At 62.4% G+C, this 15,011-nt stretch carries 16 protein-coding genes; 3 read left to right on the forward strand and 13 right to left on the reverse strand.

Annotated features, from left to right (window positions below):
• Positions 1-49: 49 nt before the first annotated feature.
• The 4 genes from AC0969_RS08260 to AC0969_RS08275 all read right to left on the reverse strand — a co-directional run bounded on the left by AC0969_RS08260 (position 50) and on the right by AC0969_RS08275 (position 3,235).
• A complete protein-coding gene (locus tag AC0969_RS08260) occupies positions 50-541 on the reverse strand; it encodes a YbaK/EbsC family protein (RefSeq protein ID WP_479623784.1) in 492 nt (163 codons plus the stop codon).
• On the reverse strand, positions 528-1,211 hold the full coding sequence (locus AC0969_RS08265; protein ID WP_479623673.1) for a DUF3226 domain-containing protein: 684 nt from the start codon (positions 1,209-1,211) through the stop codon (positions 528-530). Before AC0969_RS08265 ends, AC0969_RS08260 begins: the two co-directional genes overlap by 14 nt.
• Positions 1,198-2,205 carry an AAA family ATPase gene (locus AC0969_RS08270; RefSeq protein WP_479623674.1) on the reverse strand — a complete coding sequence of 336 codons (1,008 nt, stop codon included), beginning with the start codon at positions 2,203-2,205 and terminating at the stop codon, positions 1,198-1,200. Before AC0969_RS08270 ends, AC0969_RS08265 begins: the two co-directional genes overlap by 14 nt.
• A gap of 109 nt (positions 2,206-2,314) precedes the next feature.
• Positions 2,315-3,235, reverse strand: coding sequence for a 2-hydroxyacid dehydrogenase (locus tag AC0969_RS08275; RefSeq protein ID WP_479623675.1), 921 nt, complete (start codon positions 3,233-3,235; stop codon positions 2,315-2,317).
• Between the two features lie 97 nt (positions 3,236-3,332).
• Between AC0969_RS08275 and AC0969_RS08280 the strand changes: the two genes are divergently transcribed.
• Positions 3,333-4,103: a VOC family protein gene (locus AC0969_RS08280; RefSeq protein ID WP_479623676.1), complete on the forward strand. Its 771-nt coding sequence runs from the start codon at positions 3,333-3,335 to the stop codon at positions 4,101-4,103.
• Between the two features lie 101 nt (positions 4,104-4,204).
• Here the strand turns inward: AC0969_RS08280 and AC0969_RS08285 are convergent, their stop codons facing one another.
• From AC0969_RS08285 to AC0969_RS08325, 9 genes are all read right to left on the reverse strand, one after another.
• Positions 4,205-5,254 (reverse strand): hypothetical protein, encoded by a 1,050-nt coding sequence (locus AC0969_RS08285; protein WP_479623677.1) that lies wholly within the window; start codon positions 5,252-5,254, stop codon positions 4,205-4,207.
• 39 nt (positions 5,255-5,293) lie between these two features.
• Positions 5,294-6,478: a dienelactone hydrolase family protein gene (locus AC0969_RS08290; RefSeq protein ID WP_479623678.1), complete on the reverse strand. Its 1,185-nt coding sequence runs from the start codon at positions 6,476-6,478 to the stop codon at positions 5,294-5,296.
• Positions 6,475-7,428: a DUF4410 domain-containing protein gene (locus AC0969_RS08295; RefSeq protein WP_479623679.1), complete on the reverse strand. Its 954-nt coding sequence runs from the start codon at positions 7,426-7,428 to the stop codon at positions 6,475-6,477. Before AC0969_RS08295 ends, AC0969_RS08290 begins: the two co-directional genes overlap by 4 nt.
• A 26-nt stretch (positions 7,429-7,454) precedes the next feature.
• A complete protein-coding gene (gene vapC, locus AC0969_RS08300; RefSeq protein ID WP_479623680.1) occupies positions 7,455-7,853 on the reverse strand; it encodes a type II toxin-antitoxin system VapC family toxin in 399 nt (132 codons plus the stop codon).
• A complete protein-coding gene (locus AC0969_RS08305; RefSeq protein WP_479623681.1) occupies positions 7,850-8,101 on the reverse strand; it encodes a type II toxin-antitoxin system VapB family antitoxin in 252 nt (83 codons plus the stop codon). Before AC0969_RS08305 ends, vapC begins: the two co-directional genes overlap by 4 nt.
• Before the next feature lie 101 nt (positions 8,102-8,202).
• Positions 8,203-9,381 (reverse strand): FAD-dependent oxidoreductase, encoded by a 1,179-nt coding sequence (locus tag AC0969_RS08310; protein WP_479623682.1) that lies wholly within the window; start codon positions 9,379-9,381, stop codon positions 8,203-8,205.
• Entirely contained in the window at positions 9,381-9,545 is a 165-nt protein-coding gene (locus tag AC0969_RS08315; RefSeq protein WP_479623683.1) for a rubredoxin, read from the reverse strand. The genes AC0969_RS08310 and AC0969_RS08315 overlap by 1 nt, the downstream gene beginning before the upstream one ends.
• 80 nt (positions 9,546-9,625) lie before the next feature.
• On the reverse strand, positions 9,626-10,108 hold the full coding sequence (locus AC0969_RS08320) for a rubrerythrin family protein (RefSeq protein ID WP_479623684.1): 483 nt from the start codon (positions 10,106-10,108) through the stop codon (positions 9,626-9,628).
• A gap of 111 nt (positions 10,109-10,219) precedes the next feature.
• Complete coding sequence (locus tag AC0969_RS08325; RefSeq protein WP_479623685.1) at positions 10,220-11,212, reverse strand: helix-turn-helix transcriptional regulator; 993 nt, start codon at positions 11,210-11,212, stop codon at positions 10,220-10,222.
• Positions 11,213-11,322: 110 nt separating this feature from the next.
• Here AC0969_RS08325 and AC0969_RS08330 point away from each other — a divergent pair, with 110 nt between their 5' ends.
• Both AC0969_RS08330 and AC0969_RS08335 read left to right on the forward strand, forming a co-directional pair.
• On the forward strand, positions 11,323-13,047 hold the full coding sequence (locus AC0969_RS08330; RefSeq protein WP_479623686.1) for a hypothetical protein: 1,725 nt from the start codon (positions 11,323-11,325) through the stop codon (positions 13,045-13,047).
• Positions 13,048-13,206: 159 nt separating this feature from the next.
• Positions 13,207-14,997 (forward strand): hypothetical protein, encoded by a 1,791-nt coding sequence (locus AC0969_RS08335; protein ID WP_479623687.1) that lies wholly within the window; start codon positions 13,207-13,209, stop codon positions 14,995-14,997.
• The last annotated feature ends 14 nt before the right edge of the window (positions 14,998-15,011 follow it).

Genomic DNA, 15,011 nt, shown 5'->3' on the forward strand with positions numbered 1-15,011 from the left:
CCTCCAGCGCATATGGAACCTGCGCGAGAAGCTATTAAATTCATAGTATTCATGCCGCTACGTCCACCACCGGCGCGCCGGTCAGCCGCACCAGGTCGTCGGGCGAAAGCGCAAACACCGCGTGCGGATGCCCGGCGGCTGCCCAAATCTCGGCAAACCGGAACAGCTCCTGGTCGATCAAGGTTACACAGGGCAGCGCATGCGCCACCGGAGCCACACCGCCGATGCTGAAGCCCGTGCGCGCCTTCACAAACGCCGCATCGGCACGCCCCACCGGGCCGACCAACGCCGCCACCTTGTGCTCGTCCACCCGCCGGTCGCCCGAGGTGACCACCAGCACGGCGACCTCGTCCGAGCGTCTTTTGAAAATGATGCTCTTGGCGATTTGCCCCACCGCAATGCCCAGCGCATCCGCCGCCGGCTGTGCGGTGCGGGCAGCAGCATCCAACATGCGCGGCAGGTGGGGGTGGCCCTGGGCTTGCAGCAGCGCTGCCACGCGTTGTACGCCTTCGGGCAAGGGGTGGAGTTCAGCGCCGCACATCAGCGGGTCCAGACCAATGGCCATTGCCTTCTTTAGACGCGTTATCGGCTATAGACAACAAGTCTTCGATGAACTGCTTGATCGGCGCAAATGCGGCGTGGGCGTAATCCAAGAGTGCCGTCTCCGGCTGCGTCTTTTGCGCCTTGAAGACATTGCCATACGCTCCACCCAGGCTGGCACTGAGCCATGCCTGAACCGCAATTTTGTCTTTCTTCGCAAGCGTTCGCGCACCGATATGCGGTGTCACGCAGTCTCGAAAACCAAGGGCGCAAACCGCTATAGGGTCAGCACCCAGCGCTTGCAGCACCAACGCCTCAAATGCACCGGGCTCTCTCGCATTCGGCAGCTGAAGCAGCTTGCAAGAACGCTGAATCACAGGTTCAACTTCCGCAAACAAATTGGCCCAGCGCTGTGCAGTGGCCAGGGGCGCATCTTCACTATCCGCAATGACACCAACAACCGCTAGCGGACCATGACTACGAACCTTCAGCGCTTTAAAGCGACCCGGAAACTTGTCGGCACCGCGCACGCACTCAATGTCGATTGAGGCCGCACGCCCTGGAAACCAGTGCTCGCACATTTTTTGCACCAAATACTCCTCATCCTCGCCTTCCACCAGCAGCAGCACAGGCGCAGTAATCGCTTCATTTCCCAACTTAGCGGACTTCATAGCCCGCCTCCATCACCGTGTCCAAAGCCTCGTCGTTGATGACGACCGCACGCACGTTGTCGCCGTCGCGCTCCAGGCGGATGAGTTGGAAGTCTTGCAAGCTGTCTGCATCGGCAAAGGTTTGGTACGCGGCACGAATGCAGTCCCAGCTGTGCGTGGTCATCAAGGTCTGAACGCCGTGCTGGGCGGCAATGTTTTGGATACCCTGGAACAACGTAGGCAGCGAGGAATAGTGGATGCCGTTTTCAATCTCATCCATCAGAGCCAGCTTGGCATTGGTGGCCAACAAGCTGCAATACAGATGCACCAAACGGCTGAATCCGTGGCCTAGCTGGGGCAAGGGCAATGCCTCACCCACACCCTGTAACTCCACATAAATACGCTGCTCACCATCTGGCGACAAGGAGTGCATGTCCTCCAACCGGGGCTCAATCTTCTGAAGCATGGCCAACAACACACGTTTTTTTCTGGCCAGCACCGCTTGGTCGAATAACTGGACCAAGCCGAGCTGATTGGGTAGGTGCACAGAGACGGCCAAAGGATCAATAAAAGACAATTGCCGAAACGCATCTATGGGCCCAATCTGATCGGCCCACTCATCCGGATTGTCCACAACGTTAGGGCCACCAACAAATCGGGAAACCCTCAAATCACCGTGATTTATCTGCTTTAGGTCCAAGAATCCCTTGACGTGAGCTGGCGAATTAAATCCTGTCCGCAAAATAATTTCAGCCTCATTGGTCAACTCAATACTACGGCTCATTCCCTTCAAAACCGAATCCACATAGCGCTGGTTGTCGCCGCCTTCTGCCACGCGAAATTGAGCCGCGATTTGCTGAAAGCGATCAATACCCGCAGCCCCCAGATAAACAGCTTCCAGTACGGATGTTTTCCCCACGTTTTGCCCGCCCAAAATCAAGTTGACCTTGCGCAGGGGCGCAATCAACGTGTCCTTGAAGCCTTTGAAGTTTTGGATATGAATTTTGGTCAACATGGCACTACTCTTTCGTGGCGAAACCGCCGTTGCTAGGCTAATGGGGTCCAATACTAAGGGGTTTTGATACCCGCCCCATGGGACACCACCAGCCTGTTATCGCCGCCATTCAATACCCCCTATCACGCTGCACCACCCCCGCCACCGGCAGCCCTTGCAGCAGCTGCTGCAACTTGGCAACGATCTGCGCCAGGCTCTCTGCCTCCAGCGTGCGCGCCGAAATGTGCGGGGTGATGTGGATCTGCCGGTGGCCCCAAAAAGGGTGCTCGGGCGGCAGCGGCTCGGTGCGGAATACATCCAGCGTGGCCCCGGCCAGGTGGCCGCTGTCCAGCAGGGCCAGCAAATCGGCATCCACCAAGTGTGCGCCGCGCGCCACGTTGATGACGTAGCCGCCGGGCTGTAGGCGCGACAAGCTGCGCTGGTTCAGGATGTTGTGCGTGTCCGCCGTCAGCGGCAGCAGGCAGACCAGCACTTTGCTGGCGGCCAAGAAGGCATCCAGCTGCTCGGCACCGGCAAAGCCGCGCACACCGTCCACGCTCTTGGGCTGGCGGCTCCAGGCGTTGACGGGGAATTCAAAGCTGCGCAGCGCCTGCGCCACCCGCGTACCCAGCACCCCCAGGCCCATCACGCCTACCGGGAAGTTGCTGCGCACCGCCGGGGCCTGCTTGCGCCAGCGCCCGGCACGGGCATCGACCTCGTACGCGTCCAGCCCCCGAAAATGCCGCAGCACCGCGTGGCAGACGTACTCGGCCATCTGCACCGCCATGCCCGCGTCCTCCAGCCGCACCACCTGGGTTTGCAGTGGAATACGCAGGCGCATCAGCGCATCCACCCCCGCGCCTAGGTTGAACACCGCCTGCAAGTCCGGCTGCGCATCAAAAAACGCCTGCGGCGGAGCCCAGGCGATGGCGAAATCCGCCGCCGGGCTGCCGGGGCTCCACAGCGCCACCTCGGCCTCGGGCCAAACTGCGCGCAGGCCGTTGACCCAGAAATCCGCCGCACCATCGGGGTTGTACAAAGCGATCCGCATCCACGTTTCCTTTTGTTTCAGATTTGCCGCATATTGTGTCCGCAGCGGTGTGGGCAAACTCCTAGAATTTGCCCTCCCACACCCCACGGAGACCCCTATGACCAACCCATCGTCCACCTTTGTTTGGTACGAACTCACCACCAGCGATGCGCCCGCCGCCTGCACCTTCTACCAAGCCGTCTTCGGCTGGAGCCTGGGCGCCGGGGCCATGCCCGAACTGCAATACACGCGGGCCTCGGTGGGCAGCACCGAGGTGGCAGGCATCATGGCCATCCCGCCCGAGGCCGCCAACGCCGGAGCCCGCCCCTGCTGGACCGGCTACATCTCGGTGCCCGATGTGGATGCCCACGCCCAGCGCGTCACCCAGGCCGGCGGCATGCTGTTTGTGCCACCCACCGACATCCCCGGCATTGGCCGCTTTGCCGTGGTGGGCGATCCGCAGGGTGCAAGTTTTGCGCTGTTTACCGGCCTGGCCACCGCGCCACCGGCTCCGCTGCCGATGGACACGCCCGGCCACTTTGGCTGGAGCGAGCTGCACGCCATAGACGAGGCCGCCGCCTTCACCCTGTACGCCAACCTGTTTGGCTGGACCGCCGACCAGAGCTTCGACATGGGCACGATGGGCAGCTACCAGCTATTTGCCGCAGGCGACGTGGCGATTGGCGGCATGATGCGCCGCGCCGACGGTGGCAGCCGGGCCACCTGGCTGCACTACATCTACGTGGAGCAAATTGATGCCGCCGCCGAGCGCGTGCGCGCCCACGGCGGCCACACCCTGGAAGCCGCCTCCGAAGTGCCCGGCGGCCTGTGGATCGTGCCCTGCACCGACCCGCAAGGCGCGGCTTTTGCACTGCTGGGGTCGCGCTGATTTGCTATTGTTTATATAGCATACTGCGCTGATTAAATATGCGCTGGAGGCCGATTTTACTTAAACCACCCAGCGGCGGCCAGGGCAGGTCGTCCATCCACTCAAGGGGCTAACGGTTTGACCCACACCACGGTGTCGTCTACCGCGTAGAGCTGGCAGGGGGTGGCGCTGATGCGGCGGCAGCGGGCCAGTGCGCGGTCGGCGGGGTCGATCGGGTCGGCTGCATCAGTGGGGCTGGTGCCTACGGTGTAGACCACTTTTTCACCCGACAGCGCAAACGCACGCGGCATGGGCTGGGCCAGCCATTCGCGGTAGATTTTGCGCATGTTGTCGTTGCCCCGGGGCAAGGCGTTCACATCGTCCAGCGCGGCAAAACCCGAGCTGGTGTACGGCACCATGCGCACCATGGGCCCGGCCGTGCCCGCCCCGGCCGTGGGCTCGGTAAACGCCATGTTCTCGGCGAGCAAGGGCGGTAAATCCGGCAAGCTGGGCAGCGTGGCCAGCGAGGTGCGTTTTTCAAAAAACCCGCGCAGGGCTTGCGGCAGGCGCTCGGCCCAGGCCAGCATCTCCTCGTCGCTGGCCATGGACTGCACGGGCACAAAAACCCGCACGCGGCCATAGTCGTATGGCGCATATTTAGCGTACACCACCTCGTACACCGCGCCGGGCAGGCGCACCTGCTGGCCCCGCGCCCACTGCTGGGCCTGGCTGTAGAAGTCGGACTGCACGCCCAGCAGGTGGCCAGCGCGTTTGTAAATTTGCAGGCACTCGGGCTCTTTCCAGCTGCTGCCGTAGTCGTTGCTGTACAGGGGGTTGTTCAGCTTGCAAACGTCGGTTTTCCAGTTGGTTTCTTGCGCGCGGCGGGCAGGCAGCTCCAGCACCACGCCACCGCGCATGCGCCCGTCTTGCACGTCCATCGCGTAGGCCACGTGCACCGGCACGGCGGGCGGGCGGCCTGGCGCGTTCCACTGGGTTTGGGCAATGTAGGTCCAGCTCCCGGCAGGCAGGGCCAGGGTGCGATCAACCACGCTGAGCTTTTGGTCGGCCACCACTTTGGCGGGCGGATTGCCGGGAATTTCCAGGGCCAGGGCGTGGCTGGCACAGGCGGTGAGCGCCAGCGCACTCAGGAGTCGAAGGGGGGGCAAAAACATGGTGTCTCCGGTATTTTTGGGGGCAGTATCCCATGCGGGTCAGGGGGCGGCGGCAGCGTCCCACACCACGGCATCGTCCACCGCGTACAACTTGCAGCTGGCATCCTTGGCCGACACATTGCAGCGGTCCAGCGCGGCCTGCATGGCATTGGCGCGGGCGGCGGAATAAGCCCATGCAGTGCCCGTGGCAGAGATGGCATAGGCCTTGGGCGATTCGGCCGCGCCGTAAGCCAAAAAGCCCTGCTGCCCGCTGTCCTTGCTGCGTGGAATAGCTTTTTCGTCGCTGATCTTGGCAAAACCCGTAGCGGGGGGCGGCGCGGTGGCATGGCCCGACAGCGGCAGGCGGGTGAGCACGGCATGGGGCAAGCCCAGTTCGGCCAGGAACGCATCCACCTCGGGCACCCAGATGGGCAGGCCCGTGCGTGCGCCGAACATGCTGTGCGCGTCGCTACCAAAGTTGCCAAACGCCACCAGCCGTGCCTTGCCACCGCCCTCCAGGTACTTCTGGTGCATTTCTTTGTAGAGTTCGGGGCTCCAATACGAGTCGTTGCCGCCATAAAACCAGAGTGAGGGCACGCTGGTCTGTGCGGCATAGCTTTTGAACGCCCGCACCAGGTTGGATTGCCAGCCCACGCAATCTTCTTGCCGCAAGCCCCCGGCAAAATTCACCAGGCCCTTGACCCCGAGAGACGAGAGCCCGCCAAAGGCCAGTGTGGTCAGCCCGCCGTGCGACTGGCCCACCACCAGCACCCGGCTGGTGTCGGCATCGGGCACGGTTTGCAGGTGTGCCAACACGGCGGCCACGTCTTCGGCCTGTACCCGGCCATTGCTTTCTACATTGCAGCCGCCGCCGATGTACGAACCGCTGGATTTGGAGAACCCTTGCCGCATCGGCACCACCACCATGTAGCCGCGCTGCAAAAATTCGCGGGCTGGGGCTTCATTCCGGCTGCGCGGCTGGAACTTGGGGTTACCCGGAGATTTGCCGTGGTTGATGATGACCACCGGGAACGGTCCCGCGCCGGGTGGGCGGTAAAAAGTGGTTTCCAGTTCGATGGTGAACAGGCCCGTCTTCTTGACCATCTGCACCTCTTCGCGCAGCGCGGTGTTGGGTGGCGGTTCGGTTTGGGCATGCAGACCGCCTGCACACCACAGCGTGGCGCAAGCAAGCAGCCTGGAGCAGTCGGCCAGCCCCGCTAAAAACCAGACGCGGCATGGATTCATGGTGCGCTAATGGGCTCTTTGGGCCACACCACGGCGCCATTTACGGCGTACAACTTGCACGGGGTTTTACTCACTCGGTCGCATGCCACCACGGCTCGCTCTGTGGGATCGGTCGGCAAGGTGTCATCCGATGGTTTCAAACCAACGCTAAATCCACTAATGCCCGATGTTGAAATGGCAAACGCCCGAGGCGTGGGCTTACTCAGCCATTCCCGGTAGCGCTGTCGACCTTTATCACTAAGGTAAGGAATGGCATCCACATCGTCAATATTGGCGTACCCAGATGCGGTGTACGCAATGGGGGCCGCTTGCACTGCGGGCGCTGGTGCATTCAACTTTGGCCTCCGTGCTGGAAGTACTTCACTTACTGCCACAGCATGTGGCTCCACCACGACGGGAGCAACCACCGCATCTGCCCCACGGGGAGCCAGTTTTTTATCCACGGATGTCGCCGCCGTAGTACCCATCAATTCACTCAAGGTGAGCTCGGCAAATTTGTCATACATCCAGTCTTGCCCACCAGCCCAGCCCCCCAACCCGTACGAGGCATGCACTTTGAATGCGTGCACCAACCGACCCTGGCCATCGACCACCTGCACCCGCCCGTGGATGGAGTCCGTACCCGCCATGACCCCCAACAACACCGCCGCTACAGCAGAGCGAACCCGAAACTCCTCTACGGTCACGTGCACTTTGTAGGCGGCGTCCGATTGCAGCAAACCGTTGCCATCCATACGCCTCTGCACGTAACCCGCCAACTCTTGCGTGCTGAATTGCGGGTTGTCAGCCTGTAGCTTGCGGGCAGCATCGGCAAGTACTACGTTCACCGCGCTGTAACGGGCCGCCACCAGTTTGGCCTGCCCGTTGGCACTCCCCATCTCACGCTGGACAGTGCCTGCGCAGCCGCTTAAAAGTACCAAGATACCCACCACCGCGAACACTTTACGCATGCATGTCTCCTGCAAAAAATTGCCGATCACACCACACCCCGCAAGCCCATAAACGCCACCATCCCGCCATAGTCCCGGTCGTTCTGGATCAGGTCGCAGTCGTTGCGGATGCACCAGGCGCCCACCAGCAGGTCGATGGGGCTGCGCACGGTGATGCCTTTGTGGCGCAGGCTACGGTAGATGTCGGCGGCCAGCAAGGCGATGGCTTCGCCGCCTGCGGTGACCACCGGCAAGGCGGCCAGGGCCTGCTGGGCCAGCCGCAGCTCCTGTGGGTGGCGAAAGCCGCGCAGCACTTCCATCAGCACCACGTCGAGCAATACCAGCTCGTGGGAGCTGTCGCCCAGCACGGCATCCAGCGCCTCGGTGTGGGGGGTGGCCGTGCCTTGAAAGTAGTCGATCCAGATGCTGGAATCGGCGGTAATCACAGCGGCTTGGCTCCCAATGCAGCACGGGGTTCTTGCACGCTGTGGCCGTGATCTCCGCTGGGATTGGCGCTCCAGTCGCCGTCCAGGCTCCATTGCAGCTTGCCGCGCAGGGCGCGCAGGTTTTGGTACGCGGCGCGGCGGACCAGCAGGCGCAGGCCTTCTTCCACCGCATCGCGCTTGGTTTTGAAGCCCCCGGCCTGCATGGCGGCATCCATCAGCTGGTCGTCGATAACGATGTTGGTGCGCATAAACGCCTTAATGTGTATGAATTTAAAAAATTATACACATTAGTCGCAAAAAAGCGATGGGGCGGATCACTCCGCCCCATCGCATGCCCACCCGCCGTGGGTTAAACGGCTGGGGTCATCTGCTTGACCAGTGCCATGCGCTTGCTGGTGTGCGAACCCGTCAACACAAAGCCGTGCGCACGCTCGGGTGCGTCTGCCGGGGCAAACCACCATTCGCCCAAGGTTTGCTCCACCCACTCACCTAGGTGGCCGGGTGCGGGTAAGTGCGCCACGATGGGCAGGGCCGGGGTTTTGATGGCCACCGGCATGGCAGCGAATTCCAGCGCAGCATCCGTGCCGCACAGATTGGCCGCCAACACTTTGGCCGCCGCCATGATGGGCATCACGTAGGGCAAAGTGCGGCCGGTAGGTGCGCCGGGGCTGGCCGCGCTGGCGTACTGCGCGCCGTCGCCCAGCGCCCATACATGGGGAGCACTGGTTTGCAACTGCCGGTCCACCACAATGCCACGCTCGCAGGCAATGCCTGCGGCCTGGGCCAGCGTGGTGTCGGCGCGCAGGCCGATGGCGCTGAGCACGATGTCGGCGGCGATGGTTTGGCCGTTACCCAAGGTGAGCGACACGCCTTGCGCGGCGGGTTCCACGGCCTGCACCGTCGTCCCCAAATGCCATTGCACCGACAGGCCGGTCAACGCGGTCTGCAACTGGGCGCTGGCGGTGGGCGGCAGCAAGGCGGCCAGGGGACGGTCGGATGGGTCAATTACCGCCACGGCATAGCCTGCACCGGCCAGGTCGTTGGCAAATTCACAGCCAATCAGGCCCGCGCCCATGATGGCCACGCGTGCGCCTTCACCCAGTGCGGTCAGCCGTTGGTGGAACACGCCGAAGTCGGCCAGCGAATTGACCGATAGCACCTGCTCTGCCGCTGCGCCGCCCAAAGGCACGCGGATGGGCTGTGCGCCGGTGGCCAGCACCAGGTCGCGGTAGCCCAGCGGGCCTGCACTGGTCTGCACGGTCTGCGCGGCGGTGTCGATGGTGCTGACCTGGGTGTGCGGCAGCAGCGTTACGTTCAGCGTCTGCGCGATGGTGGCCGCCGGGGTAGTCACCAGCTGCGCCGGGCCGCGCTTTTGGCCAAACGCGTTGGACAGCGTGGGCTTGGCGTAGAAGTCGCCCGCGTCAGCCGTGACCAGGGTGATGGGCGTGCTGGTGTCGAGCTTGCGGAACTCGCGCACCGCCTGCCAACCGGCCAGACCCGCGCCGATGATGAGCAGCGGCTGGTCCATTAGATTTCAACAGGCTCGAAGTCGGCCTTGGCCACGCCGCAGTCGGGGCATTCCCACGCGGCAGGCACATCGGCCCACAAAGTGCCAGCGGCAATGCCATCTTCAGGGCGGCCAGCCGCTTCGTCGTACACAAAGCCGCAAACGATACAGATATAGGTTTTCATGGGAATTTCTCGGTTTTATAAGTAAAAAGTGCCTCTAGCGCATATTCAACCTGCGCTAGCAGCTATGAAAAGCGTAGTGATTATGCCAACGTCGCCAAGTGGGCTTTGTAGTGGTTGGCGTGGCGCTCTTCGACCTTGGCCAGGGCGGAAAAGCGCTTTTGGGCCTTGGCCAGGGTGGCGACAAACTGGGCGGCGTGGACCTTGGATTCCTCGATCTGCTCGTCCATCTCGGCCACGGCGGCGGCGTTGCCCTCGGCTTCGGCGGTGGCGCGGAAGCCGGGGTACATCTCGGTGTACTCGTAGGTTTCACCGTCGATGGCGATTTGCAGCGCCTTGGCCGGGGTCATGCTGGCCTTGGGGTAGAGCAAATCAAGGTGGCCAAAGGCGTGCATCACCTCCTGGTCGGCGGTGGCCTCAAACACCTTGGCCGTGGCCTCGTCGCCCGCTTCCCGCGCCAGCTTGGCGAAGTAGCGGTATTTGATGTGGGCCATAGATTCGCCTGCAAAAGCGGATTCGAGGTTGGCGAGGGTTTTGATTTCGGGACGTTGGCTAGCGATGGACATCGTGGGCTCCTGGGGGGTTGTAGTGCGAACAGGAGCAATCTTACGGTGATCCGATATACCAAGACAATTGACAATGAATAATTGATTGTTAGTTTCTATCAATAACCCCAACTACTCGGCCCGCCGCAGCGCGTCGATCAGCATGGCGATGCTGCCGACCTGTAGTTTTTCGTAAATTGCCTGGATCTGGTTGCGCACGGTGGCGGGCGCGCGGTTTAGGGCCTGGGCAATCTCTTTGTGGCTTTCGCCGTGGGCAATGCGCCGGGCAATCGTCCACTCGCGCAGATTGAGATGGTCCGCCAAGCACCGTGGTCGGGCTTTTAAAAAAACCAAGCCATGCTCAAAGTACCGACGCACCACGAGGGTTTGGCCAACAAAGATATCCTGACCAGACGACAACACAGTGGCCATCAGCGCGGTGGGCAGCGCGGGTCCGCGCCAGTCGCACCATTCGGCCTGCGCCAAGCGGTTAAATTGTGGGTCAGCATGGTGCAGCACGCCGCGCACATCGGAAATCGCATTGCCGTAGGGCGACATGGCATTGTCTGCGGCCTCCAGGTGGCCTAGGTGCATCACGCGGTTCAGCGCCAGCGCCTGCATCACATGCGGGGCCAGTTGCGCCAATAGCAGGCGCTCGGCCTCGGTGCAATGCGCCTGCTTGTCGGCGCGGTACAGACTGACCCAATGGACGAAATGGGTACGCGGATTGCTGTCGGCGGCAATCAAGACGTTTTGCTGGTGAAACTGGTGCAGAAATGCCCGCATGTCCCGGCTCTCTGCTCCCGCAAACCAGCTATCGGTATGGAAAGCGCCGGTCACATGGGATTTGCCCGACATGCTAGATGCGGCGCTGTCCAGGTGTTTGACCGACTCATACGCCACCAGCATCTCGGGTGACTTCTGGTGCAGGTGCACGGTGTGGATGTCGATCCCGCCGGGCGTGGTGGTGGCTGTGCCCCACATTGACGAGTCAAACGGCAGCACCTGTTTAATTTGCGCCAACGCCGCATCCTGAAAGTGCTGGATCGGCAGCTCTTGCGATAGGCGATAGAGCCGCAGCAACAGCGTATTGAAGTCCGCAGGCAAGTCGTGGCGGTCATGCATGGCGAGGGCATCCGGGTAGTGCATTTGCACTATTGTGGCTTGCGCAGTGGTAGCTGAAACTGGTCTTGTTTACAAAACAACACATTCCATCAACACACTGAGGAGTCTTCATGAAACAGCAGAAAAGAGCCATGGGCATCGCCCTGTCTAGCATCGCATTGCTAGTGTTAAGTGCCTGCGGTGGTGATGGCGACAGCCCGGCCACGCCCGTCAGCACCACCTTCAGCGGCGTGGCGGCCACGGGCAAAGCGATGGCCAATGCAGCCATTGACATTCGCTGCGCCAGCGGCTCAGGCACCACCACGGCTTTGGCCAACGGCAGCTACAGCAAAGACATCGTTGGCGTCACCCTGCCTTGCGCCCTGCAAGCCACCGGCAGCGACGGTACGGTGCTGTATTCGGTCACCAGCGCTACCGCCACCGGCAGCAACACCCAGGTTGCCAATATCACGCCCCTCACCCAGTTGCTGGTCGCCAGCCTCACGGGCACTGACCCGGCTACGTTCTTTAGCACGGTCAGCACCACGCCCGCCAGCATTACCAGCGTGGTAACCGACAGCGCCATCGGCACCGCCCAGACCGCCGTACTCGCCATCTTGGCGGATGCGGGCATCAGCACGGCCAGCTTGCCAAACCTGATCAACGGCAGCCTAGTGGCAGACAGCACCAGCAGCGTCTACGACATGGCGCTGGAAACATTGAAAACCACCATGGCCAATAAAGACATTACTCTGGCCACCTTGGTCACTGCGGCAGCCGCCGCCAACCCCACCAGCACGCCCACCACGGGGGTCGCCAGCCTGCCTGCCAATCTGCTGTTGAAACCGGCGGCCAGCAACTGCAGCGCCTTACGCAGCGGGGACTACGTGGTGATTAATCCGCGCAGCGGCAGCACCTTGGCGGACCAAACAGGCACCGTCAGCTTCAACGCCAGCACCCTGACCTGGACCGACGCCTCGCACACCGACGGCGGCGGCACCATGACTGCCAACGGCGACTGCCGCTACACGATAGACACCGACAACTACGTGGTATCGCAAGCGGGCGTCTTGATGGGCTCTAACACCGAAGCCGGTGTAACGGGCCTGAGCATCATTTTCCCCAAGCAAACCATTGCCGTATCTGAACTGGCAGGCACCTGGAACATGGCGGGTATCGAAGCAGGGGAAAACAGCCCGCTCAACAACGGCACAGTCACTATCGACAGCTCCGGCTTGGCCACCACCCTCACCGACTGCGACGGCGCAGCCCCCGGCGGGGCGTGTGAAACTGTGACATCTACCGCCACCAACGGCATCCGGGTCAGCAGCAACAGCGCAGGCGGGTTTGATCTGGTCAGCACCCTGGTGGGCGAGGCATGGACGGACCGCCTGTTTGCCTACCGCGCAGGCAGTGGCCACCTGATGCTGGTGTCGCTGTCGGGCAATGGCAGCCTCACGGTCTTAACCAAGCAGCGCACCCTGGGCCTGCCCACCGTGGGCGATGTAGGCCTGGGTGGCTGGGATTTGGCAGTTAACAACCAGCTACAGGCTGGCAGCCTCAATAGCTATGCCTCAGGCTCCAGTACCGTGGTTTCGGTGGATGCCACCGCTGGCAGCAGCACCCGCATGCAGAAAAACACGGCAGGCGTAAATGACTACACCGACACCGTGGTGCAAAACAGCCCCCGCGCAGGTTTCAACTACCGCGCGGCGGGCACCACCACGTCGGTGCTGGATGGCCGCACCGTCACCATCCGCGCCCGCGCCAGCCTAACCATGCGCGGCATGGGCGTGAGCTTCCAGTTGGTACCCCACATCAACAGCCTGCGGATGTCGGTGGATATGGCGAACTAGCCCCCACCGGTAAAAACCAGGCCCGCCCCGCATCCAGCGCGCCGGGCCTGGTTGTTTGCGCCAGCAGCCCCATGCAGGAGCCACCTCCCCCGTTTAGGGGATGTGTAGCCCCGCGAACAAGCACAGCATGGCACTCCCACTACGCCGAAAGGACACCCCATGCGCTACATCTACACCCCTCTGGGCCTTGCCATCGCCACTCTGCTCGGCATCACCGCCTGCGGCAGCGGTGGCGACAACCCGCCAGCCATCGTCGCCCCCTTAGCCAGCACTTTGATCACCGGCACCGCCGCGTCGGGTGCGCCCATCATCGGCAAGGTGACGGTCAAAGACAGCCTCGGGGCGCAAAAGACAGTCGATATCCAGACCAATGGCGCCTATAGCGTCGATGTGGCGGGCATGACGGGGCCGTTTGTTTTCATGGCAGACGGCACCGTGGGCGGACGAACGGTACAGGTTGTTTCGGCGGCAACGGTCGATGACATCAACAAGACGATCAACATCACACCTTTCACCGACCTGATCGTCGCCAACATGGCAGGCCAGGCGGCGAAGGCCTACTTCGCATCGCCAAACTTTACTTTGCTGACCACGGCTGAGTTGAATGCCGCGCGGCAAACTCTGACGAACCGGCTGCTGCCGATCTTGAATGCCATGGGCGTGTCGGCCAGCTTCGACCTGCTGCGGTCTTCGTTTGCCGCCGACCATTCGGGTTTTGATGCCGTGATGGATGTGGTGCGCGTCAGCACCGACCCTGCCACGCAGATTGCGACGATCACCGACCTGGTGAACCAGACCCAGATCCAGGACGACCTGGCCAGCAAGGCCGATACCACGGCGCTGCCGACCCCGGTGGCGAACTTGAGCGACACCGTGGCCAGCCTGAAGGGCATCAATCAGACCCTGGCGAACTTTTCAGCGGCATTTGCCAGCGGCATCCCCGCATCCAACAACGCGGTGCTGCGGGCGCTGATGGCTGCCGACATGCTTGATTGGGGCGGAGGTGTCGATGAGTTTCTCAGCAGCCAAGGGGTGCTGACATCCGAGATGGTGGGGGTTCAGCAATCAGGGGCATCCATCGTCGCCGTCAAGGATGGGGGTGCAACCATAGACGTCGAATTCCCGAGCGTCACCAAGACGGCAAACAACGGCCACTCTACGGACATATGGCGTCACCAGTTCCGTCGCAATGCCCAAGGCGTTTGGCAATATGCCGGGAACCGAGAGTGGATGTATACGGAGGCCAACTCCATCAATGCAAGGTCTCCCCAGCAGGACGGCGGGAACTATCGGGCTTACCTCATGGAATGGGTAACAAGCCGCAATCCCCAAGCAGCCTATGCGCTGTGGTCCGGCCCCGGGATCGGCAACTGGGCACCGCCGAGCTTGGCGGGCGTTACGCTCTCAGGCACCGTACTGGGGCGCAGCGGCAGCAGATTTCAGCTCTACACCGTGAACGGCGTGCCGGAAAGCACCTGGTTGCCGGACTGCGCCGTTCCGGTCGACCAGCGCCCCTGGGAGGTGACCTGTGTGAACCTGGCGGACGTGAGCGCTGGTGCGGTCTACACCGTCACCCTGCTCGATGCCAACGGCGCGCCGATCGGCACGCCTGCGACGACGACACTGGTCGGCAAGCCCTCCAGCACCAGCGAGGCCACCGCTGCCGGCAACGCCTGGTTCCCGGGCCCCGTGGCAACGGATCCATCCACGATAGCCGGCCTGGTCAACGGCAAGCACATCAGCTTCATGCTGACAGCACCGACGAATGCCAGCTACACCTTTTGGACGGCGGCCTTGACGACACCGACAACCTATGTAGACACGCGCGTCACCGGCACCACGGCCGACCTGGGCGTATGGAGCGGCCCACCGCCCGCCAGCGCGCAAGCCGTAGTGACGGCAAAGGATGCCATCGGACGCCGCTTCGTCAGCTTCTACGACATACCGTGACGCGCGTTTTAACC

The organism is Rhodoferax sp. LB1P47 (assembly GCF_056521445.1).